The organism is Gracilibacillus marinus (assembly GCF_042651725.1).
Lineage (GTDB): Bacteria > Bacillota > Bacilli > Bacillales > Amphibacillaceae > Gracilibacillus > Gracilibacillus marinus.
Genome location: NZ_JBHSDV010000003.1, coordinates 114,306 through 135,066, shown reverse-complemented (window position 1 = coordinate 135,066; position 20,761 = coordinate 114,306). Strand labels below are relative to the sequence as shown.

Annotated in this window: 27 protein-coding genes; 8 read left to right on the top strand and 19 right to left on the bottom strand. The window is 33.5% G+C overall.

What is annotated here, in order from left to right; all coding sequences use genetic code 11:
- From ACFOZ1_RS10885 to ACFOZ1_RS10875, 3 genes are all read right to left on the bottom strand, one after another.
- Entirely contained in the window at positions 1-1,518 is a 1,518-nt protein-coding gene (locus tag ACFOZ1_RS10885; protein WP_390199239.1) for a glycosyltransferase family protein, read from the bottom strand.
- Between the two features lies 1 nt (position 1,519).
- Complete coding sequence (locus tag ACFOZ1_RS10880; RefSeq protein ID WP_390199237.1) at positions 1,520-2,518, bottom strand: SDR family NAD(P)-dependent oxidoreductase; 999 nt, start codon at positions 2,516-2,518, stop codon at positions 1,520-1,522.
- 238 nt (positions 2,519-2,756) lie between these two features.
- Entirely contained in the window at positions 2,757-3,539 is a 783-nt protein-coding gene (locus ACFOZ1_RS10875; protein WP_390199235.1) for a BMQ_0737 family morphogenetic spore coat protein, read from the bottom strand.
- A gap of 109 nt (positions 3,540-3,648) precedes the next feature.
- Here ACFOZ1_RS10875 and ACFOZ1_RS10870 point away from each other — a divergent pair, with 109 nt between their 5' ends.
- Positions 3,649-3,921 carry a hypothetical protein gene (locus ACFOZ1_RS10870; protein WP_390199233.1) on the top strand — a complete coding sequence of 91 codons (273 nt, stop codon included), beginning with the start codon at positions 3,649-3,651 and terminating at the stop codon, positions 3,919-3,921.
- Positions 3,922-4,012: 91 nt separating this feature from the next.
- On the top strand, positions 4,013-4,147 hold the full coding sequence (locus tag ACFOZ1_RS10865) for a hypothetical protein (protein ID WP_390199231.1): 135 nt from the start codon (positions 4,013-4,015) through the stop codon (positions 4,145-4,147).
- Positions 4,148-4,422: 275 nt separating this feature from the next.
- On the opposite strand, the gene ACFOZ1_RS10860 is transcribed toward ACFOZ1_RS10865, so the two are convergent.
- The 4 genes from ACFOZ1_RS10860 to ACFOZ1_RS10845 form a co-directional block, all read right to left on the bottom strand.
- Complete coding sequence (locus ACFOZ1_RS10860) at positions 4,423-5,628, bottom strand: surface carbohydrate biosynthesis protein (protein ID WP_390199229.1); 1,206 nt, start codon at positions 5,626-5,628, stop codon at positions 4,423-4,425.
- Entirely contained in the window at positions 5,618-5,902 is a 285-nt protein-coding gene (locus ACFOZ1_RS10855) for a hypothetical protein (RefSeq protein ID WP_390199227.1), read from the bottom strand. Before ACFOZ1_RS10855 ends, ACFOZ1_RS10860 begins: the two co-directional genes overlap by 11 nt.
- Positions 5,892-6,449, bottom strand: coding sequence for a hypothetical protein (locus ACFOZ1_RS10850; protein WP_390199226.1), 558 nt, complete (start codon positions 6,447-6,449; stop codon positions 5,892-5,894). Before ACFOZ1_RS10850 ends, ACFOZ1_RS10855 begins: the two co-directional genes overlap by 11 nt.
- A 110-nt stretch (positions 6,450-6,559) precedes the next feature.
- Positions 6,560-7,234 (bottom strand): BMQ_0737 family morphogenetic spore coat protein, encoded by a 675-nt coding sequence (locus ACFOZ1_RS10845; protein ID WP_390199224.1) that lies wholly within the window; start codon positions 7,232-7,234, stop codon positions 6,560-6,562.
- 287 nt (positions 7,235-7,521) lie between these two features.
- Here ACFOZ1_RS10845 and ACFOZ1_RS10840 point away from each other — a divergent pair, with 287 nt between their 5' ends.
- The 3 genes from ACFOZ1_RS10840 to ACFOZ1_RS10830 are packed head-to-tail and all read left to right on the top strand — an operon-like array spanning position 7,522 to position 9,483.
- Positions 7,522-8,490, top strand: a complete 969-nt coding sequence (locus ACFOZ1_RS10840) for an AAA family ATPase (protein ID WP_390199222.1) — start codon at positions 7,522-7,524, stop codon at positions 8,488-8,490.
- A 7-nt stretch (positions 8,491-8,497) separates the two neighbouring features.
- Complete coding sequence (locus ACFOZ1_RS10835; protein ID WP_390199220.1) at positions 8,498-8,914, top strand: M67 family metallopeptidase; 417 nt, start codon at positions 8,498-8,500, stop codon at positions 8,912-8,914.
- Positions 8,911-9,483, top strand: coding sequence for a sulfotransferase family 2 domain-containing protein (locus tag ACFOZ1_RS10830; RefSeq protein ID WP_390199218.1), 573 nt, complete (start codon positions 8,911-8,913; stop codon positions 9,481-9,483). Before ACFOZ1_RS10835 ends, ACFOZ1_RS10830 begins: the two co-directional genes overlap by 4 nt.
- A 176-nt stretch (positions 9,484-9,659) precedes the next feature.
- Here ACFOZ1_RS10830 and ACFOZ1_RS10825 read toward each other — a convergent pair whose 3' ends face one another.
- Positions 9,660-10,379: an AAA family ATPase gene (locus tag ACFOZ1_RS10825; protein WP_390199216.1), complete on the bottom strand. Its 720-nt coding sequence runs from the start codon at positions 10,377-10,379 to the stop codon at positions 9,660-9,662.
- A gap of 4 nt (positions 10,380-10,383) precedes the next feature.
- Positions 10,384-11,124 (bottom strand): class I SAM-dependent methyltransferase, encoded by a 741-nt coding sequence (locus ACFOZ1_RS10820; RefSeq protein WP_390199215.1) that lies wholly within the window; start codon positions 11,122-11,124, stop codon positions 10,384-10,386.
- Between the two features lie 208 nt (positions 11,125-11,332).
- Between ACFOZ1_RS10820 and ACFOZ1_RS10815 the strand changes: the two genes are divergently transcribed.
- A complete protein-coding gene (locus tag ACFOZ1_RS10815) occupies positions 11,333-12,148 on the top strand; it encodes a metallophosphoesterase (protein ID WP_390199213.1) in 816 nt (271 codons plus the stop codon).
- A gap of 120 nt (positions 12,149-12,268) precedes the next feature.
- Positions 12,269-12,643, top strand: a complete 375-nt coding sequence (locus tag ACFOZ1_RS10810; protein ID WP_390199211.1) for an SET domain-containing protein — start codon at positions 12,269-12,271, stop codon at positions 12,641-12,643.
- A 172-nt stretch (positions 12,644-12,815) separates the two neighbouring features.
- Here the strand turns inward: ACFOZ1_RS10810 and ACFOZ1_RS10805 are convergent, their stop codons facing one another.
- From ACFOZ1_RS10805 to ACFOZ1_RS10785, 5 genes are all read right to left on the bottom strand, one after another.
- Entirely contained in the window at positions 12,816-13,034 is a 219-nt protein-coding gene (locus ACFOZ1_RS10805; RefSeq protein WP_390199209.1) for a hypothetical protein, read from the bottom strand.
- 67 nt (positions 13,035-13,101) lie between these two features.
- Positions 13,102-13,272, bottom strand: coding sequence for a hypothetical protein (locus ACFOZ1_RS10800; RefSeq protein ID WP_390199207.1), 171 nt, complete (start codon positions 13,270-13,272; stop codon positions 13,102-13,104).
- A 549-nt stretch (positions 13,273-13,821) separates the two neighbouring features.
- Positions 13,822-14,091: a DUF3986 family protein gene (locus ACFOZ1_RS10795; RefSeq protein WP_390199205.1), complete on the bottom strand. Its 270-nt coding sequence runs from the start codon at positions 14,089-14,091 to the stop codon at positions 13,822-13,824.
- An 18-nt stretch (positions 14,092-14,109) separates the two neighbouring features.
- Entirely contained in the window at positions 14,110-14,340 is a 231-nt protein-coding gene (locus ACFOZ1_RS10790; protein ID WP_390199203.1) for a hypothetical protein, read from the bottom strand.
- A gap of 84 nt (positions 14,341-14,424) precedes the next feature.
- Positions 14,425-15,258, bottom strand: coding sequence for a nuclease-related domain-containing protein (locus ACFOZ1_RS10785; RefSeq protein ID WP_390199201.1), 834 nt, complete (start codon positions 15,256-15,258; stop codon positions 14,425-14,427).
- A 275-nt stretch (positions 15,259-15,533) separates the two neighbouring features.
- Here ACFOZ1_RS10785 and ACFOZ1_RS10780 point away from each other — a divergent pair, with 275 nt between their 5' ends.
- Complete coding sequence (locus ACFOZ1_RS10780; protein ID WP_054859055.1) at positions 15,534-15,758, top strand: helix-turn-helix domain-containing protein; 225 nt, start codon at positions 15,534-15,536, stop codon at positions 15,756-15,758.
- Positions 15,759-15,892: 134 nt separating this feature from the next.
- Here the strand turns inward: ACFOZ1_RS10780 and ACFOZ1_RS10775 are convergent, their stop codons facing one another.
- The 5 genes from ACFOZ1_RS10775 to ACFOZ1_RS10755 form a co-directional block, all read right to left on the bottom strand.
- A complete protein-coding gene (locus ACFOZ1_RS10775; protein WP_390199199.1) occupies positions 15,893-16,807 on the bottom strand; it encodes a VanW family protein in 915 nt (304 codons plus the stop codon).
- A gap of 52 nt (positions 16,808-16,859) precedes the next feature.
- Positions 16,860-17,114, bottom strand: coding sequence for an HPr family phosphocarrier protein (locus ACFOZ1_RS10770; RefSeq protein ID WP_390199197.1), 255 nt, complete (start codon positions 17,112-17,114; stop codon positions 16,860-16,862).
- A 116-nt stretch (positions 17,115-17,230) separates the two neighbouring features.
- Positions 17,231-17,992 (bottom strand): succinate dehydrogenase iron-sulfur subunit, encoded by a 762-nt coding sequence (gene sdhB / locus ACFOZ1_RS10765; protein WP_390199195.1) that lies wholly within the window; start codon positions 17,990-17,992, stop codon positions 17,231-17,233.
- A gap of 19 nt (positions 17,993-18,011) precedes the next feature.
- Positions 18,012-19,763 carry a succinate dehydrogenase flavoprotein subunit gene (sdhA, locus tag ACFOZ1_RS10760; protein ID WP_390199193.1) on the bottom strand — a complete coding sequence of 584 codons (1,752 nt, stop codon included), beginning with the start codon at positions 19,761-19,763 and terminating at the stop codon, positions 18,012-18,014.
- Positions 19,764-19,804: 41 nt separating this feature from the next.
- Complete coding sequence (locus tag ACFOZ1_RS10755) at positions 19,805-20,413, bottom strand: succinate dehydrogenase cytochrome b558 subunit (protein ID WP_390199191.1); 609 nt, start codon at positions 20,411-20,413, stop codon at positions 19,805-19,807.
- Between the last annotated feature and the right edge of the window lie 348 nt (positions 20,414-20,761).

The following is a 20,761-nucleotide window of genomic DNA, read 5'->3' as shown; positions in this document are numbered from 1 at the left end:
CTATTTTGTTAATCTATTGATGCAAGCTAGCAATTGTTTCGTCGAAGCATAGTGATTCGGATATCTTTCTTTCACAAATGCTTGACGTATTTCATTTGCTTTATTTCGAAATGTTGGTTCTTGAAAATAGTTCGCCACTAATTGCGCAAGTACTTTTGGAGACGATTGTGTAAGTGATTGTAATAATCCATAATAATTTGTATACCCATTTGTGATTTTATCTAATATAAAAACTGTTTTGTCGTTAATCATTGCTTCAATCCCTACAGTAGATGGGTATGCAACAACAACATCAATTTGTGAGAATAATTGATACAGATGATACGGGTGTGTCGGATATACATAAGAGAATTCTTTTGTTAATGGATGTGGTTCAGAACTAGGATAGTTTTTAATTAAAATATTACATTTATTTCTATGGTGTAATTCTTGAATAAAAGTTCGCCATCGATCAATATCATCAGAACCACGAACAGCAATGAGCACTGTTTTTTGCCGTGTATCCAGTCCTAATTGTTTCTGGATTTTCCCTTTTGGTAATGATAATAATGGAATTTGGTCAAACCTTGGATGACCAATGATTTCGATTGCTTCTTTCTTTACTCCAATATTTTGAAAGAACTTTTTTTCAAAGCTTCCATATACTGCATCAATTGTAGCGATTTTAGGAATATAGCCTAGTTCACTTGCGATAATTCCATGTTGCATACAAATTGTTGGTATACCGAATTTTGATGCAACAACTGTTAAAATACGATTGATATAACTATGTGTGGTAGATACAACAAGGCATGCCACATTCATTTTGCGAAAAAACTTCTCAGCAATGTCAATATACTGTATTACCGCACTCAAATTATTTATAAACCATTTTCGAAATGCATTTTCTTTATATAGTGGATGATTGCTTCGCTCATTTAACATGTGTTTTGCTTGATTTGTAATGATGTTAATTGCATCTGTATTTTTTTGGGCAAAATCGCTTAAATATATGGATACAAATTGGTTTGATATTTTTACATTTGACACCGTCGTACGCGTTTTTTTTCCTTTCTTTATCAAAATCGTATTCGTAAGTGGGACTGCTCGTGTAGATTTTCTATACTGTTTAGTGGATAACGGTTGTGTCGAAATTGTTTTCGTAAATCGTTGTTTGTTCCCATTCGATAGTAAAATTGTTTTTTTGTGATTGAATTGTTGTAAGGATGGATTAGGAAATCGTAGTAATTTGTCTACATGAATCACAACTTTTCCATCTGATTTCTTTAATGGATTTCGATGCTTTTCTGTAAATTCTGTGAAAAGTTGTTGAATATCACGCTGATGTGTAATTTGTTTCCCCCACTTCGTTGTATAAAAAGACGTCTGTTGCAGTTTGCTTAATAATGGTTTGTTCGGCAGTAGATAGCTTGGTAAGTGACAAAAATAGGCTAATGAATAGTCACGATATATAATTGTTTCGAAATCTTGTAGGAAATTATAATAAATGGACCAATAATTTCTCAAGAATGTATCCATCTCACTCCTCCTTATTCCATACATTTGCTTTTAATAATAATTGACGTAAAGATTCTTTTGATAGAGGGGCTGTTTGGGATGAACTATACTTTTGTTCAGTTGCTTTCTTTGCATTCGAATATACTTGTTCTTTATCAGATGGAATAATAAACATATCTGGTAATTCCCATGCATATCGTGATTCCTCTTCTGTCATTAACTCTTCGTACATTTTTTCACCTGGCCGAAGACCTGTCTGTTCTATTTGAATTTGTTCTTTCTCTAATCGATGTTTGGCACACGTTTCTTCAATAATTAGTGCGACTAAGTCTTTCAATTTGATGACAGGCATTTTTAAGACAAATATTTCACCACCTTTCGCTTCTTTTAATGCTTTTATGGTTAAGGCAGTTGCTTGATCCATTGTCATCATAAATCGTGTCATTTCATCATTCGTAACAGTAATGGACTGATTCTCCATAATTTGTTTTTGAAATAATGGGATAACGGAACCTCTAGAACCAATGACATTACCAAACCTTACACTAGCAAATATTGTCGTATCATTTTTTGATGTAGCAATAAGACGTTCTGCTATGAGCTTTGTTGCACCATACACATTTGTTGGAGAAATAGCTTTATCTGTACTTGTAAATACAACTTTCTTCACTTTTTGTTTTAAAGCTGCTCGCATGACATTATACGTCCCTAGTATATTTGTCTTCACTACTTCAATCGGATTTAATTCACTCATTTCTACACGCTTCATTGCAGCAACGTGTATGACATAATCCATTCCTAGCATTGCTTCTTCTATTCTTTCTTGATCACGTACATCACCTATCATGTAATCAATTGATTTACTTTCTTTCCATTTTCTTATGACTTCAGATTGTTTGTATTCATCTCTACTGTATACTCGAATCAATTGAGGGCTATCTTTTATTATGTGGTGTATTACCTGCATTCCAATTGTACCTGTTCCACCAATAATTAAGATTCTCTTCCCTTTAAAATACACACTTTCTCCCTCTCTTCTATAACAAGCTTTTCTAGTTTCACTGTATATGTATATTATTATAGATACATTCTTGTAACGACCTTGGCCTACAAATTCGTACAATTTATCAATCTGAACAAATTAAAAGAGATGATAGAACCATTCTTAAAGAAAATCCGAACATATGTGAATTTACTTCATAAATTCAACAATGCTCGGATTAATCTTAAGTTTAGTTATGAGTTCTAAACGTATTTGTTTATTCATTATCTATATGTGTCTCTTGACTTAGTTCCTCACCTTTATCCAACACTTCATCTATCGATTCTTCTAATAATTCTTCCTCCATCACTTCTTCCTGATCTGTTATTGGTAGTGAATTTGTTGGAAAAACCACAGGACATTGCAAGGGCATAGTTGGTGCTGGACACGGAGGGAAATCGATAGTATCCCTGGGTTGACAAAATTCTGCATTAACTTCAATTGTAACAGGATGAGTCGACTGAATACTTTGACAGATTCGAACAGTAACTGTTGCGTCTAATTCATCTACTTCTGTCGTGCTTAGAGTGTCACATGCCGTATTACATACAAAGCAACCTACATCCTCATACGTGACAGTTACTTCTGTACCTTCTGGAGCACATAGGATTACTTGCTCACATCTCGTGAATGTGACTGTGTCTACTTCTACCCTGTTACCACCTAAATTCTGATTTAAATTCACAAACAAAGTAACATCAAAATTCTTTCTTATCGAAACAATTTGTAATGTTACCATATCTCCGTTCACTTCAAAAACTTGATCTTCTCTTCCGACTATTTCAATTGGATTAATATCTGCTGGGCTTATTGCACATGTCACTGTATTTAAATCAATATCCTCACATTCAAGTTGTGCTCCATTATTCGGATTAATCGGCAAAGCTAACCCGGACAAACTCAAATCAAAACTAGCTTCATTTAAAATCCAGTCATATACTTTATTTGTTTCGATACAAAGCAATTCTTGACCACCATTTAGTGATTGTGACAGAATCATTCCTACACCTCCATAAGAATTGTTCTCATACATAACCTATGTTAAATCGCCTAGTGTGTGCTCACATTTTTGAAAATAGGCAATAAGATAAGATGGAGGAGTGATAAAAATGACGAATCAATTAAATAATTTCGTGGACATAGTAGAGAATTTGCGAAAGGAAGTGAAAGAGTTAAAAACAGCGCTTCATATCACCAATGCAGAACAAATTGTCTCACAGTTACATGACATTCAAACACAAATGGATGAAATTGTTCGTGACATGCATATACAGAAAAAACAAATAAATGATCTAGAAGCAAAACAATCGGCATCGTATCATCACACTAGAAGAAAAATAAATTATTCCATTCCAATGAATAGTGGTACGAAGTTATTTTAAAAATACAAGTAAAAACTGTTCCCTCATTGCCCATTCATTTTTCCTTTGTTGTAATACTATAGATTATAACTACTTAGGGAGATGATTGATTTTGAAAGCAAAAGAGATTATCCAACAAGTCAAAAATAATTTCCATACATCAGATAAACCCATTGAGATTACGACAACTTCTACAATTAAAAGAAAGGCAATCAAAAGAGGTGGCGGTGGCTGTTGTATGAAATAAACATGCAGTACACACTTGTCATTTTGCAGAAAGACAAAAGTTAAACAAGATTTGAACAATAGAATGGTAGAATTACAAAATCCAAACGATTCGGTTAGTAGCATCTGAATCGTTTGGATTTTGTATGTACTTTGCAAGTCGGATCGGGTTATACGCACACATATCATTTCATGGTGTGTATACCCCTTTTATAGCGAAATAATATATGGCATCATTCGTGTATTGTGTTGAAAACAATAGCTATGTTTTTGGTTACTTCTATCGTCACATACTGCTTATTCTAAAGATAAGTAATAGACATTGGAACAGATTTCATGTATATCGATTATTTGCTTTTTATTGTCTATTTCATTCAGTCGATGAAAAAACATTGCTATTTCATTTTCAGTAAGTGAGAAAATCCGTTTAGACTTCTTCCTTTTTACAACTGGAAATTTGTTGATGCGTAAACGCTCCTGGTAAGATACTGTGTCAACTTTCTCTAACAATGAGATAATCTCAGTATAAGCATGTGTATCATTTTCTATCTTATAGTGGTTGTGAAGGATGTCATCATTACGCTTATGACTATCCTTCAATAATTGTATTACTTCTTCCACTGTTGTAGCTTGATTGCTCAAGACATTTGGTAATTGTGCCTCTTTTGTTTCAAAAGGTACGTATGCGATGACCAGTTTATCTAACAGATATGCTTCTACACCTGATGTACATCCATTATGAATGACCACTTTTGCTGCATTTAACCAAGGTACCAAAGAACCTTCATGTATGATTTTGACATTTTGGAATGTATGCAATTCTTTTTGATAACTTTGTCTATTCTCCCCAGGATGCGGTCTTACTATAATTGTCTGATTCGGTAACTCACTAGCTAATTGTTTGATCATTTTAATAAATTCGATATACAATTGTTCAATATGTTTGAAATGAACCGTTTTCTTAAATCCTTTTGCTGTATTATATATGGAAAACCGTGTGTTAATTAGTATAAAATCCCCATACTTATCTATTAATTGATTGCTATCTTCTTTATATAATTGTCGATATTTTGGACTTAATAAATCAAAACGAGGATTGCCTGTCACAAACACTTTATCTTTACTTTGAGGATACGCCCCTACAATCGTATCAAATTGATTTTGTCCCCAACAGTATTCTTGTGTCACCATGTCGAGACTCTTCTTTTGCATTCGATCCTGCAAATACAAAGTTGGTTGAAATAAAAATCCTTCTTCGTCTAATTCTACAATTTGATGACCAAATTCATACGAATGTGTAATCATTCTTTCTCTAAAGCCATGTGGACCACCTTTAAAGAAAACAATACCTTTTTGATTTGTCTCAGAAAGTGTATAAATAGTCGGCATATCCCCAATGATAATATCGAAGCCGGCAAAGACAGCATAATACGCTAATAATAATTTCGCATCCAGTTCCCTTGCTTTTACCTCAATAGGGAGATAGATTAGCTTACGCGCCATTATTAACTAGCTCCTCTAATTTTTTGGTGATAATCTCTATTTGATTTTTTTGCTCTTCTGTATATTTTTGAAACATTGCAATCGCATCACTTTCATCTGATGAAGAATGACTATTGCCACTTTGCATTAAGAAATAGGACAGGATAAGTTGAATTGTCGTATGATCCAAATACATAAAGCTTCTTTGGGGTTGGCTATCACTCGATCCCTTTAAGCTTAAATCTAATTGCTGCTCAATAAGTTGTTGTAGGAATGTATCCATGTTAGTCGACATCCGAATCCTCTCCCTCTACTTTTCCGTTCACGTTAATTTGATTTTTTGTAGGGACACCATCTTTATATTCATCTGAGTAGACATAGCCATAAAGATGGTAATTATATTGCTGGTCTACCTTCCATTTTAATTGAAAATTACTGAAGGTAATTGTTTCACCAGGCTCAATCACTTGTTTGTGTGTTGGACGAAGCCAATACTCTTCTTTATTCGTTGCTTCATTTATCCGCTCCCATGCTCCAGTAACCTGCATCTTCTGTGTCGTATTTGGATAGATATATTTGCCTGAAAAGTCAAATGGTGAAGTGGCGGATATTTTTAAACAAATTAGTGGATTTGTTATGACATGATTACTAATATTCTGTACATGCATCGAACCTAACAAATAACTATCTTGTTCCACTGTGTGCGAAATAGTGATAGCATACGTGAAATAACTATAAATACTCCCATTATTTATACAAATGTTGTCGATCAGTGTCTCGAGTTGGCTTAGACGGTGTACCTGTTCTTTGTGCCATTCTGTTATCTGTTGAATGAGTGACAATACGCTCACCACTTTCTTCAAAGATTCTTAACACTTGCTTTTCTAATAATTCATTTATACATACAGAAAAAAAGAGAGGATTTCCCCTCTCTTAACAGTATGTTATTTCATTATCCATTATTCCCTGTAGTTGGGAAAACCACTGGACATTGTGTTGGAATTGTTGGAGCTGGACATGGTGGGAATGGTAAAATATCACGTGGTTGGCAAAATTCTGCGACTAGTTCTAATGTTACTGGATATGTTGATTTAATACTTTGACACAAACGAACAGTTACTGTTACATCTAATTCATCAATTTCTGTAGTTGTTCCTGGGTCACAACTAGCTGTACATACAAAACAATCTAGATCTGTGTATGTTACATCAATATCTGTTCCTGTTGGTGCACAAAGGATTACTTGCTCACAACGAGTAAATGGTACTGTTCCTACTTCTACGCGTGCACCACCAAGTGCTGGAATTAAGTTAACAAAAATTGTGACGTCAAAATTTTTGCGGATATTAACGATTTGCAATGTTACTTCAGCACCATCTACAACAAACACTTGATCTTCACGGCCTGTTACAACGATTGGATCCACTTCAGCTGGGTCAACTGCACATGAAACCGTATCTAAATCAATGTCAGCACATTCTAACTGTGCACCAGTTACAGGATTTAATGGTAAATCTAAATTGTTTAGAGCTAAATCGAAGTTTGCTTCATTCAAAATCCAATCATAGACCTTCTCTGTATTAATACACAGAAGTTCCTGCCCTCCTGTTAAATTCTTTGCTTGCATTATGCAAACACCTCCAAAATGTTTTTAGTCCATATACCCTATGACAACATGTAACAAAATGTTTTAGTGAAGGAGCGGAATTATTATGATATTTAGGAATATAGGCGAATATCATAATAAAAGAAAATCTCCTCACAACGCTACAACAACCATGACGCACATTCGTTATTGAAGTAAGATCCTCGAATGGGCTGATGTCTGTTATTGACGAAAACGAATAGCACATTTGTCACGAATTGATGTTTCACAAATAGTATATTAATGTGAGGTAAAAAGGGTGAATAACTATGTATCAATATAGGCTCTATAAAGAAGAAGAAATAGAAGCATTACGTAAGGAAAAAAACAAATACAAGCATTTATATTTCCAACAACAACAAAACTCACACAGTGTTAATACAAAAGAAACATATTTTGAGCAACTTGAATGGATAAAAGGAGAAATGAGTGTAATGGATGAAAAAATAAAGAGCTTAACAGATCAAGAAGAACAAATTCATTTATTAAAGACATCTATTAACGAATTACAAAATGACATCACACAAATAAAAAAAGAAGTTACAAATACTAACATTCCTGAATTATATGACAAACTGAACGATGTTGTCACTTCAACAGCAGCTAAAGTAAATGAAGTAAAACAAGAAGTACAATTACAACAAAAGCGTGTCATGCAAATGCAAACAACTAAACAAGCATACAGATCCGAATATCGTCAATTACAATCCATTATTGGAAATGTTCAAAACTCCACTACAACAACTCAACAAAGATACCGGAACACACCGGAGAATTTACTGTTACAAAGACAACGATTTGAAGGAAGCAAAAATATCATTATCAAACCAAGAAAAAGAGAGAAACAGTTCGTAAATAACACTGAACCAATGATTGAAACCAAAATAAATCACACCCTTCCACTAGAGCAGCAGCCTTTCCAAAAAAAAGAACATGAACATAAACTTGTAATAGAAGAGGAAAAATCTTCTAAGCTACAAGCAAATCAAATTAAAAATGACCAAGTAAATGAGCAAAACAAAGCGGACATTCAAATACCTGAACCGAATACCGATATTGAATCAACGACGACACAAAATGAATGGAAAGCAAGTGTTGAGCATTCTAACAAAGAAGTAGAACAATCAACAGAGGAAGTTGGTGTGCATACAGAAGAAACAATACAAGAAAAGGAAAAGCCGTTATCCCGTTGGCAGAAAACGGTGTTATTTGCAAAATCATTTTGGAAAAAAGGATAGAGTTCAGATGGAAACATACTATTTGCAAGAATGCTTATATGAAGAACTTATTCAACACTGTCAAACATGTCTACCTTATGAAGCTTGTGGTTTTATAGCAGGCGAAAATAATATCATTTCAGGAATATATCCGTTAGTAAATGAAGCCAAGACAGTGAATCGATTTTTTGTTAGGAAAGAAATCGTACACCAAACTTTGTTAGATATAACAAATGCAAATAAACAAGTATTAGCAGTATATCACAGTCATCCATCCACACATCCACATCCATCACAACTCGATTTATATCACCATCCTGATGATCATCTTGGGATGGTGATTCTATCATTTCAATCAACGATTCCAACAATCAAATGGTACAAAATCACAAACAAAACAAGCACCTCATGCTCTTTGGTCATTTTAAAGGAGGACCATTCTTGATTGTATTTGAAAATGAAAAGATGAAAGAGAAATCGCCTGTGTGTTTTTTACACATCCCTAAATCTGGTGGGAAATCATTATGGGCAATTTTGAAGAAACAAGAAGATACATTTCATATCTGGCATCGAAAGCTATTTAAAGAATTAGATAAGAAAGTAGAGTTTTTCACATTATTACGCGACCCTGTCGACAGAGTTATTTCCACGTACTATTATATTAGAAGATATGAAGAAGACCCCTTACACGACAAAGTGTTAAAATTGTCCTTAGAGGATTTTGTAGCAATTATGGAAGACGAAAGACATAAGAATATACAATATAAGAAAAAAGATATTCGAAGTATTCGATACAGAACAGTAAATCTGGCAACAAGATATCTTTCAGGTGGAGATCCTAACAATATCGCACTTGCTAAGTATCATGCTAGAGAACATTTTTCCATGATTGGCTTTACAGACATGTACGAGGAGTCATTATTCTTTTTACAAAAACAATATAATCTAACTATTCCCACCATTCCTCACCGTAACCAAACAAATAATAGACCGTCTCTGCAAAGCCACTCATAAGAAATAATTAAGCGCATTGAAAAAATGAATGCACATGACATTCATTTATATAACTGGGCAAAAGCACGATTTGAACAGAGAATTTCTTCACTAGATTCAAAAACAAAGAAAGAATTCGACAAATGGTTGGAACAATTTAATAAGACGAATAAATTGTAACGATACAATCAAAATGTCTATTCCTCATCTGAGAAAAGTTCTTCTAAAAATCTCTCACGGTTATTCAAAAAGTATTTCGTCAATCTATAATGATCTGTTTCTTCATACCTTACTTCCTCAATCTTCTCGTCATCAAAGCTTAGAATTGTAGCATTCGGAAATCCTAACAATATCGGTGAATGTGTAGCTATTATAAACTGACATTCACCTGTTTCTGTCAAATCATAAATGATTCTTAATAAAGTAAATTGACGGCTTGGTGACAAAGCAGCTTCTGGTTCATCTAATAAATAAATTGCTTTTTTGTTAAATCTGTTTGTAAATAAAGATAAGAAAGCTTCCCCATGTGATTGTTCATGTAATGAGGTTCCACCATAAGGTCCAGTTCCTCCATCTAATGTATCCAAGTATGATGCAAAATGATAAAATGATTCTGCTCTTAAGAAAAAACCATTAGTAACTTTAGGCAACCATGATAATCGAACATAATGTGCCAATGCAGAAGTTTGTGCATCTATTTCATAATAATTATTTCTGCCACCACCTGCTGTATTAAACCCACATTTATCCGCAATTGCTTCCATTAATGTGGATTTTCCAGAACCATTTTCGCCTACAAAAAAGGTCACAGGTTGATTCAATGTTAATGATTCTAAATTACGAATGACAGGAATAGAAAAAGGGTATTGACGAGTATTTAGATGTTTATTTTCAATTCGAACTTCTCGTAAAAACAATGGATCACTTCCTTGCAATAATCATAAATCGTTTTTCATTTGTTAGAATACCTTTAGATGTTTGATTTTGATGAACAAATTGGTTGAAAATCTCTTCATCAAAAATATATTTTCGGAAATCTGGAATAATTGGTGTATGTTCAAGTAAATAGAGTAAATCTTCTTGTCTTTTGTAATACTCCTTTGCATCGTATGTAAATGTATCGACTTGTGCAAAACCTGCATTTTTTAAATCTTCACAGTACCGCTGCATTAATTCTCCATCATTCCAATCGTTCCCTTGACCTCTTCCGAATGCTTTTTTTATATTTAATTTATCTGCTTCACTTACTTGTTGTGTGAGGAATATGCCATCCTTACATAGCACTCGAAATACTTCCTCTGCATGGAATGGTGCATGTCGACAAGTAACCATGTCAAAGTGATTATCTAAGAAATCTAATGTTTCAGCTTCCATCTGAAGAAATGTACTATTAGTAATGCACGCTTTCCGTTTGTTTTCTTCTGCCTTTTGAATCATTACCTCTGATTGATCTATTCCAGTTACATGTCGGAAAAGTGATGCATGTTCAAGTAACTTTTCCCCACTACCTACCCCAATATCTAGTATATGCATATCTGGTCGCACTCTTTTGCTGACTTCATCGTAAAAATCCCAACACACATCTTCCCGTTCAACTTGTAATTGGCTAAAGTCCCAACCATTAATCAAACCAACCATGTCATAAAATTGACGTTCATTCAATGGACAACCCTCCTGTTTTTTATCACCATTAACATCTAATTATGTTATACTATTCCAATAATGGACATACTTGTACATAGACCATTTGTTATTTTTACCTAAAACTAGTAATCTCTCTAGAGTATATCATACGAACCTTACAAACTATTAAAGATTTAACTAATCATTTACGAAAGAAAAGAAAAAGCTATCATTTGGAGGAAATATTGTGAAAAAGAAAATGATTTTGTTATCACCGCTATTGTTCACATTAGTAGTAGGTGCGAAAGCATATTATGATACAACTACATTCAAAGTTGAAAAAGTGTTTATTGAGACAACGAAATTACATGTGAATGATACATTAACTATATTACAACTATCTGACATGCATAATAAAGTGTTCGATAAAAATAATATGAAATTATTAGCAAAAATTAAGGAACTAAACCCACACATCATCGTAATCACTGGAGATTTAATTGATCGAAAGACTACTGATTTAACACAAATGAAACATTTCATCAAAGAATTATCTCTGATTCATTCCAACATATACTATATCTCGGGTAATCACGAATGGACCAATCCATTACGTGAAGAACTTTTTGCTGAATTACAGAAGAATGACATTCAACTATTAGACAATACAAATACGAGTATCACAACAAAACAATCTACTATTCAGCTTGCAGGGATTGCAGATAGTTCCACAAATCATGATGATATATCTAGTGCATTGAACGAATTAGACCCTAATATCTATACCATTTTATTAGCACATACCCCTGAAGAAGAATTCAATGCATCGATTGATTTAATATTGAGTGGGCATACACATGGTGGTCAAATTAGATTACCATTCATTGGGGCACTTATAGCTCCTGGTCAAGATTTATTCCCAACTTTAGATAAGGGATTATTTCAATTGACAGAAAAACAACAATTGTATATTGATAGTGGTCTCGGTACAAGTGTTTTACCAATTCGTTTTATGAATCAGAGCCAACTATCATTTATCACAATAAAGGGTGCCAAGAAGTGAATTACGATGTGATTTCATGTTACAATGGTGAAAGACTGCAATCTACTATATTGGATTGTGGATATATTCATTTACGTTATATCGTAATGATGACTTAAATAAAGTGAGTAGGTGAAAAATATGATTGAAGTAAAAACATCTTTAATAAGTGATGGTGAGTTCAACAGAGGTGTGTTTGCTACATGCGACATTGAAAAAGGAACATTACTACATGAAGCACCTGTTATAGCATATCCAAACGAACAACATGAACACATTGAAAAAACACTACTCGCTGATTATGCGTTTGAATACGGTATTCATCATTCGGCTATTTTACTAGGTTATGGCATGTTATTTAACCACTCTTATCAACCGAATGCAAATTATGAGATTAACTTTGATAATCATACATTTGAATTTTATGCGTATAAAGATATTAAAGAAGGCGAAGAAATCTTTATCAATTACAATGGTGATGTTGATATTAATGATCCACTATGGTTTAATGAATAACCCATAATGGAATCGTATGGAATATTATACAGGAAAAACACTTATTTTTTTAGTAAGTGTTTTTTCTTATCTCCACAAAATGCCAATAATTAAAAGAATAATTGCAATGAGTAACCATATTATCGTTTGATAATTTTTAGACATTTCTGCAGCCCATCCAATCACATACGGTTTATTTGATTTGTCTCGAATCATTACCAGAGAATTGTTTACTCACATCTCTTACTTTCCAGACCATGTAAATAAAGTAACCGATAAGTAATGGTGAAACAATGATGATTCTATTCAAATCGCGTGGCAAAAATATAAATAATAAGATGGTACATATAAAAGATGGAATCATGATCCATGCATATATCCTTACACGCTTATTCTTAAAACTAAGTTCCATAAATTAAACCTCATTTCTAATCTTTCATCTATTGCAAGTATAGCATGCATTGTTATCTAACATATATTTATTTCAACTTTTTTGGGTTCTTAATTTTAATGGACACTACTTCTCCACAATCTAAGCAGACCGTATATACTTTCTCTGAGCCAATTGCCATTTTTTTATCTAATGGTCGTAAATTTACATAATCTGTCGCTTCCACGAAAGAGCTCCCTTTACAATTGTTACAATTCATTTATCCAACCTCCTAAATTGATTTCATCACTCTACAGTCACTACTAATATTTTATCTTCAGTGTAATTAATTAGCAATACAAGGATGCAATTGTACGTTATTTCTCCTTTTAATTACAGTTAAGTATTTTTTAGTATTTAATATCCAGCGTGTATAAGCTGACTTAAAAATTTAATGCTTACGTATAAATGATAATGTAGAACTTGTTTTGTTTTACCATAATGGTTTCTCATTCATGTAAACTACTATTCAAGTTAGTTAACTTACACCAAAAGTAACTTTTTAATTCGTTATTAATTCAATTAATAGCTACTTCTACCTTATTACATACCTGTGATCTCAATATTGTCAGTAGTTATATAGTGAGCAGAATTTATAGCCGAAAACTGATACTTTGCTTTAAGATATGAAATCAAATTAAGAGCTTTTTCTATATAAGCGTAAAATACTTAAACCTATAGAAAAAAAGGCTCAGCTTATCATCTTTGATGAAAAATCGAGCCTTTTTCCTTATTTTTAACTGATTATACTACAAGTCATTTATTAAAATCATTGGGATTCTAAGAATTTTTTCAATAATTGATTACCTTGTTCTTCTGTAAAATCCGGTGCAGAGATATGGTGAATTCCCACAAGGTGACCAAAGTTATTTATAAAGGGATAAACGCTTTTGTTTGAAATTTTAATCTTGTATATTTCATCATTATAGAATAGACACCAAATATCTTTTTCATAAACTTTTAAAAATATTCCTTCAATATCGTGACCATCTTCATAATAACCTACATGCATATGAAGATTTTCATCAAAAAGCATCATAAAAGGACAACCACCTTTTTAGAATATAGTATGATGTTTCTTTAAATTAGGCGGTACATGATAATGCAGTACGTTTTTTCCACCAGTTTTTACGGGGAAATAGTCTAGTCTAAATACTACAGAACCACCTTTTCTAAGTCTTACCTGTATAATTCTCCCCCCACCACCAGAGCCTTCTAGTATGTAAGTCTTAGGGGCTTTGATTGCTTTCTCTACATAAGGTCTAGCGATTGCCCAACCTTTTTTCATTCCTGTTTTTCCTACTTTAGAAGTTAATAATCTGGATAGGTTACACTTAATTGGACAACTTAATTAAGGTCAGTTAGACTTGGTTCAAATATTCTTCTGATGTTCATAACAATAAATTTCACCTTTAAACTTCTTATTGGACAGACAGTAGGATTTCACTTTTCCCGATACTGTCTTTTGACATATCTTACATTTTGCTTTTTCTTCTTTTGACTTTGCATTTTCTTTCTTCAATGATTCTACATGCTGCTTTCGGAGAGATTGATCAGTAATATTTGCTCTTTCTATTTGATCATAAATTTGTTGGATTTCACTATCTGTTAAAAAAGGTTCTTTATATTGATGTTTATTAACAGAAACTTTTCTATCAATATAATCTGATAATTCGATGTCATAGACCAGTAAATCGCTGGAGGTAATCTTTCTTAACTCCATATCATCTATTTTGAAGGTACAGCGTTTCGTAAAAGATACCATTGAAATAAAATACGGATGGTATTTTTCATCAATGAGTGCTTTTAAAGCTTGAATGTGACCGTAATTTTGCTTAAATGGATTCATCATTTTAAATTTTCCATTTACCGACCATACTTTTCTGTCTTTATCTCCATAAATTGTTCCTTGATAGTTTTTCGTTTCTATTACGAAAATTCCATATGGTGAAATTACGATATGATCAATTTGAGAATAACCAGTTTTGCCTTTTGTATTCTTAACCATTACATCTTTGAGATGCTTAAACTCTTTTGATAGTTGATCTAATTGTATATTAATTTTGTACTCCCCGATATCTCCTTTTCGCTTAGCTATATTTTCATTATCTTTCTTTTTCAATTCATTCGATTTAAATGTCGTTTGAATGTTACTTTCCTTTGTGTCAGCTTGTTTACTACTGAATAATTTTGATAATAATCCCATAGTAATCTCCTAATCTTGTTGTTTTTTACCATCATCTTATCACTTACACAACTAAATTACTAGTATTCATTACCTAATACTATTGTTCATCCTATAAAAAATACATGGATTTTTGGATTATTCATTTATAAAATTTTAGAATATTTCCCAGGACATTTTTTACATAATCTAGACTAATGTACAGCACAACTCTTCTTGCGCTTACATATGATACATTGACTAAGTAATACCCTCTTATTACAAACGCCCTAAAGTCAGCAAGGAGGGGTTCACATTTGAAAGACAATGACTACAAGCCGAAGCAATTATTAACGAAACGAGAACGAGAAGTATTTGAACTACTTGTACAAGACAAAACAACCAAGGAAATCGCTCAAGAATTATTTATCTCACAAAAAACGGTGAGAAACCACATCTCAAATGCTATGCAAAAGTTGGGTGTTAAGGGGCGCTCACAAGCTGTTGTGGAGCTATTGCGGATGGGCGAATTGGAGCTTTAAATGAATGGAATGAAAACCAGTTATCGAAATAGGATAACTGGTTTTCTTATTAAGCATTAGAATATTTACATAACAAAGATTAATTATTTAAAGAATACTTCACATATAAACACTTTTACTGATAAAAGGATAATCTACTCATTCACTTCTAATTCATCTTGTAAATAATCTTCTGATGCTTTTGGGACAGATTTTATTTTATAATCAAGTATATCCGATGAATACACTTCTACAATCATTTTACCCTCTTTCGTCTTTGAACGAATTAGCAATGGTTGATTTAACGTATTTTTAAAACTAAAATCTGGTCCATACCAACTAACTGTTGCATCGCGTCCTTTAGGCACATACGGTACATGCTTACTATGCGAATAGCGTTCAATCATTTGCACGCCTATTTTGTCAACAGCATTATACAATGTAGATGAGACCTGGCATATACCTCCGCCAATTCCTTCAATCAGTTCCCCTTTTACGATTTCAGGTGCAGGTAAATATCCTTTCTCTTCTGTCCTCTCACCAACCACTTGATTAAAAGAGAAGGTTTCTCCTGGAAACACCACATGATTGTTGATTGCTTCAGATGCAAGGAATATATTATGTGATCTCTGTTTTCTATTATGATTATAATACGTCACATACTGAGCAATTTGTTTTGTTTTTATATTTGCTAAAAGTTCACTGTCGACATGTGGGTACACATGTCGGACAGGAACTTCTATTTGTTGTCTATCTTTTGAAAAAAAATAATGATAAAATTGCTCCACAAATTGTTCTTTATCTAATGTATGGCCATTTTCACCTGGAATGATTTGTTCATTCTCATCAATATATGCATTTTTCGGTTTTTGATATACTTTTTGCTCCATTGTCGTGATTAATTGGTTAAAATCTTCATGATTAATCATTGCATTATCAAATATTGGCATAAAATACATTTCTCGATTGATTGTAGTTAATTGCTCGCCATTATATGTAATTTTCAATAGTTCTTCTTGTGGTATTGTTGCAAACATTGTCGTCATAAATAAAATGAATATATAGTTCATATCATTGCCTCCTAATGAATAGTATGGCTAAATGATAGGAATTCATGTACTTTTACACATTAATTGATTGCAAATAGGCACTTATCGCATCCATCGCTTCTTTATCATCTTCTCCCATCGCAATAACTGTCACATCTGAACCTTGTCCTAAATTCAATGCTAATAGACCTAAAATGCTTTTCACATCGATTTTGTAGTGTTTAGATTGTAATTTGATATCGCTTTCATATTCACGAGCTAAATTAGATAATTCTTGGATTTCCTTTGGACCTAGAATTCGATTTACTTTAATTTCTTTTACATACATAGTATTCACTCCTTTTTTCTCCATTATATTTCAAAAAGGACCAATTGAGAAGCATTTTATTCAAATATTGAAAGACCTGCTTAGCTTGGCTAAACAGGTCTTAAGGTCTTTAGCTATTAATAATTATTATCGCTACCAAAGAAATTCTTAAATGATTGAAGATTTGTATCTCTATTTAATGCAGCGATAGATGTTGTTAACGGAATCCCTTTAGGACATACTTGTACACAGTTCTGAGAGTTCCCACATCCTGATATACCGCCATCTTCCATAAGTGCATTCAAGCGATCCGATTTGTGCATTTCTCCTGTTGGATGTGCATTAAATAATCGTACTTGAGATAATGGAGCAGGTCCAATAAAATCTGATTTACTATTCACATTTGGACATGCTTCCAAACATACACCACATGTCATACATTTAGATAATTCATAAGCCCATTGACGTTTTTTCTCTGGCATTCTTGGACCAGGTCCTAAATCATATGTGCCATCAATTGGTATCCATGCTTTCACTTTCTTCAGTGAATCAAACATACGACTACGATCAATAACTAAATCGCGTACAACTGGAAATGTTGACATTGGTTCAATTGTGATTGGTTGTTCTAATTTATCTACAAGTGTAGAACACGCTTGTCTTGGTTCCCCATTAATAACCATCGAGCACGCTCCACAAACTTCCTCAAGGCAATTAGACTCCCATGTGACAGGAGGACGATTTTCACCATTCGCGTTCACAGGATTTTTTTGAATTTCCATAAGAGCAGAAATGATATTCATGTTCTTACGATAGTTCACTTTAAATGTCTCTTGATAGGAGTCCGATTCTGGACTGTCCTGTCTAGTTATTATGAGTGTAATTTTTTCTTCTGCCATCCCTTGCTACCCCCTCTATTTATTTTTTCTTACTATAATCTCGTTTTCTTGGTTCAATAAGTGAGACATCTACATCTTCATAAGTAAATGATGGTGCATTGTTCGTCTCATCAAATTGAGCCATCGTTGTTTTTAACCATTCCTCATCATTACGTTCAGGGAATTCTGGTTTGTAATGTGCCCCACGGCTTTCATTACGATTGTATGCACCTTGAGTAATTACTCTTGCAAGATGTAACATATTTTTAAGCTGTCTAGTGAACATCACACCTTGGTTATTCCATCTAGACGTATCATTCATATTAATATTTTCCCAACGCTCAAGTAGTTCTTGAATTTTTTCATCTGTTTTAAGTAACTTGGCATTATCTCGAACAACAGTCACATTATCTGTCATCCACTCACCAAGTTCTTTATGAATTTGGTAAGCATTTTCTGTTCCACGCATGTTCAATAATTGTTCAAACTTCTCTTCTTCTATCTTCAATTGTGTATCGAAAACGGATGAAGAAATATCTTCTATCGTTTTTTCTAGTCCATCAATATATTTAATTGCATTCGGACCAGCTACCATTCCACCGAAAATAGATGATAATAACGAATTCGCTCCAAGACGATTCGCACCATGCTGAGAATAATCACATTCTCCAGCTGCAAAAATTCCAGGGATATTCGTCATTTGGTCATAATCGACCCATAAGCCACCCATAGAATAGTGAACTGCAGGGAATATCTTCATCGGTACTTTACGTGGATCCTCCCCAACGAATTTCTCATAAATCTCAATAATTCCACCTAGTTTGACATCTAGTTCTTTCGGATCTTTATGAGATAAGTCTAGGTAAACCATATTTTCACCATTGATACCTAATTTCTGATTTACACAAACATCAAAAATCTCACGTGTTGCAATATCACGAGGTACTAAGTTTCCATATGCAGGATATTTCTCTTCTAAGAAATACCAAGGTTCCCCGTCCTTGTATGTCCATAGACGGCCACCCTCTCCACGAGCAGATTCACTCATCAGGCGTAATTTATCATCACCTGGAATAGCTGTAGGGTGTATTTGAATAAATTCCCCATTTGCATAAATAGCACCCTGTAAATAAAGTGCTGCAGCTGCTGAACCTGTATTAATAACAGAGTTGGTAGATTTACCAAAAATAATACCAGGACCACCTGAAGCAAAGATAGTTGCATCTGCTTTAAATACTTTCATTTCATGTGATTTGATATTTTGGCCAATCACCCCACGACCAATACCTTCTTCATCAATAATCGCAGAGATAAATTCCCAACCTTCATATTTCGTCACGAGGCCTTGTACTTCATAACGTCTTACTTGCTCATCTAAAGCATATAGTAATTGTTGACCAGTTGTCGCACCTGCAAATGCAGTTCTATGATGTTGTGTTCCACCAAATCGACGGAAATCTAATAATCCTTCATCTGTACGGTTGAACATAACCCCCATACGGTCTAACATGTGAATGATACCAGGTGCCGCTTCACACATTGCTTTTACTGGAGGTTGGTTTGCCAAAAAGTCTCCACCATATACTGTGTCATCAAAGTGTTCCCAAGGAGAGTCTCCTTCTCCTTTCGTATTTACCGCACCATTAATTCCACCTTGTGCACAAACAGAGTGAGACCTTTTTACAGGGACAATAGATAATAAATCAACATGTACACCTGCTTCAGCTGCTTTTATTGTGGCCATTAATCCTGCTAGACCACCACCGACAATAACAATATTGCGATCACTCATTTATACTCACTCCTCTTTATACTTACCAATCTATTAATCAATTAAACGAATGCAAATAATGCACGAATTCCAATATATGTTACCGCTAAAAAGACGATTAATGTTGCATATGTAGCGATTTTTTGAGAACGAGGTGTTACTGTAATTCCCCAGCTTACTAAAAAGCTCCATAAACCATTTGCAAAGTGGAATGTTGTAGACACAACCCCAATTACATAGAACCAAAACATCGCTGGACTTGCTAAGATACTTTCCATTAAACTAAAATCTAATTCTTCGTTTCCAAGGCCAATTTGCACACGAGTTTGCCATACATGCCAAACAATGAATACAAGTGTGATGATTCCTGTGATTCGTTGCAAGAAAAACATCCAATTTCGGAAAAAACCATAGCGTTTCACATTATTCTTTGCAACAAATACAATGTACACACCTAGTACGGCATGAAATAATATTGGCAAGAAAATAACGAATAACTCTAGTGCATAACGGAATGGCAATGATTCCATAAAATGTGCTGCCTTATTAAAGCTTTCTGGACCATATACAGCAAAATGGTTAATAATCAAATGCTGAACTAAAAAAAGTCCAATCGGTACCACTCCCAATAATGAGTGTAACCTACGATAAAAGAACTCCCTATTTTCCATCTTTTTTTACCCCCCTCTATTATCGAACAATCCTTATTTCTTTCAACATACGAATTTTCTGTGACACTTTTTAAAGCGCTTTACTACTCGTCCAAAAATAAATGCGATAAAAAACGATTGCTTATCAGCTACTGTATTCCTTCTTAAACGAGATTCCCATCCAAAGAAAATTGTATATTGTCATCACAACTATTGTACTTCTATCATGAAAAAGCGTCAAGAAAACGAATACTATTTATCTGATAAAACATAACATTATACGCTTAAATGATATACAAATAGGGAATAGTTACATAAGAAATCCGTCATTTTACTTATTGCATCCAATTTAAAAAAAGTAGATAATAA

Coding starts and splice junctions, on each gene's coding strand:
- ACFOZ1_RS10885 (WP_390199239.1), bottom strand. CDS start 1,518: ATGGATACATTCTTGAGAAATTATTGGTCCATTTATTATAATTTCCTA.
- ACFOZ1_RS10875 (WP_390199235.1), bottom strand. CDS start 3,539: ATGATTCTGTCACAATCACTAAATGGTGGTCAAGAATTGCTTTGTATC.
- ACFOZ1_RS10870 (WP_390199233.1), top strand. CDS start 3,649: ATGACGAATCAATTAAATAATTTCGTGGACATAGTAGAGAATTTGCGA.
- ACFOZ1_RS10860 (WP_390199229.1), bottom strand. CDS start 5,628: ATGGCGCGTAAGCTAATCTATCTCCCTATTGAGGTAAAAGCAAGGGAA.
- ACFOZ1_RS10855 (WP_390199227.1), bottom strand. CDS start 5,902: ATGTCGACTAACATGGATACATTCCTACAACAACTTATTGAGCAGCAA.
- ACFOZ1_RS10845 (WP_390199224.1), bottom strand. CDS start 7,234: ATGCAAGCAAAGAATTTAACAGGAGGGCAGGAACTTCTGTGTATTAAT.
- ACFOZ1_RS10840 (WP_390199222.1), top strand. CDS start 7,522: ATGTATCAATATAGGCTCTATAAAGAAGAAGAAATAGAAGCATTACGT.
- ACFOZ1_RS10835 (WP_390199220.1), top strand. CDS start 8,498: ATGGAAACATACTATTTGCAAGAATGCTTATATGAAGAACTTATTCAA.
- ACFOZ1_RS10810 (WP_390199211.1), top strand. CDS start 12,269: ATGATTGAAGTAAAAACATCTTTAATAAGTGATGGTGAGTTCAACAGA.
- ACFOZ1_RS10805 (WP_390199209.1), bottom strand. CDS start 13,034: ATGGAACTTAGTTTTAAGAATAAGCGTGTAAGGATATATGCATGGATC.
- ACFOZ1_RS10800 (WP_390199207.1), bottom strand. CDS start 13,272: ATGAATTGTAACAATTGTAAAGGGAGCTCTTTCGTGGAAGCGACAGAT.
- ACFOZ1_RS10795 (WP_390199205.1), bottom strand. CDS start 14,091: ATGATGCTTTTTGATGAAAATCTTCATATGCATGTAGGTTATTATGAA.
- ACFOZ1_RS10790 (WP_390199203.1), bottom strand. CDS start 14,340: ATGAAAAAAGGTTGGGCAATCGCTAGACCTTATGTAGAGAAAGCAATC.
- ACFOZ1_RS10785 (WP_390199201.1), bottom strand. CDS start 15,258: ATGGGATTATTATCAAAATTATTCAGTAGTAAACAAGCTGACACAAAG.
- ACFOZ1_RS10775 (WP_390199199.1), bottom strand. CDS start 16,807: ATGAACTATATATTCATTTTATTTATGACGACAATGTTTGCAACAATA.
- ACFOZ1_RS10770 (WP_390199197.1), bottom strand. CDS start 17,114: ATGTATGTAAAAGAAATTAAAGTAAATCGAATTCTAGGTCCAAAGGAA.
- sdhB (WP_390199195.1), bottom strand. CDS start 17,992: ATGGCAGAAGAAAAAATTACACTCATAATAACTAGACAGGACAGTCCA.
- sdhA (WP_390199193.1), bottom strand. CDS start 19,763: ATGAGTGATCGCAATATTGTTATTGTCGGTGGTGGTCTAGCAGGATTA.
- ACFOZ1_RS10755 (WP_390199191.1), bottom strand. CDS start 20,413: ATGGAAAATAGGGAGTTCTTTTATCGTAGGTTACACTCATTATTGGGA.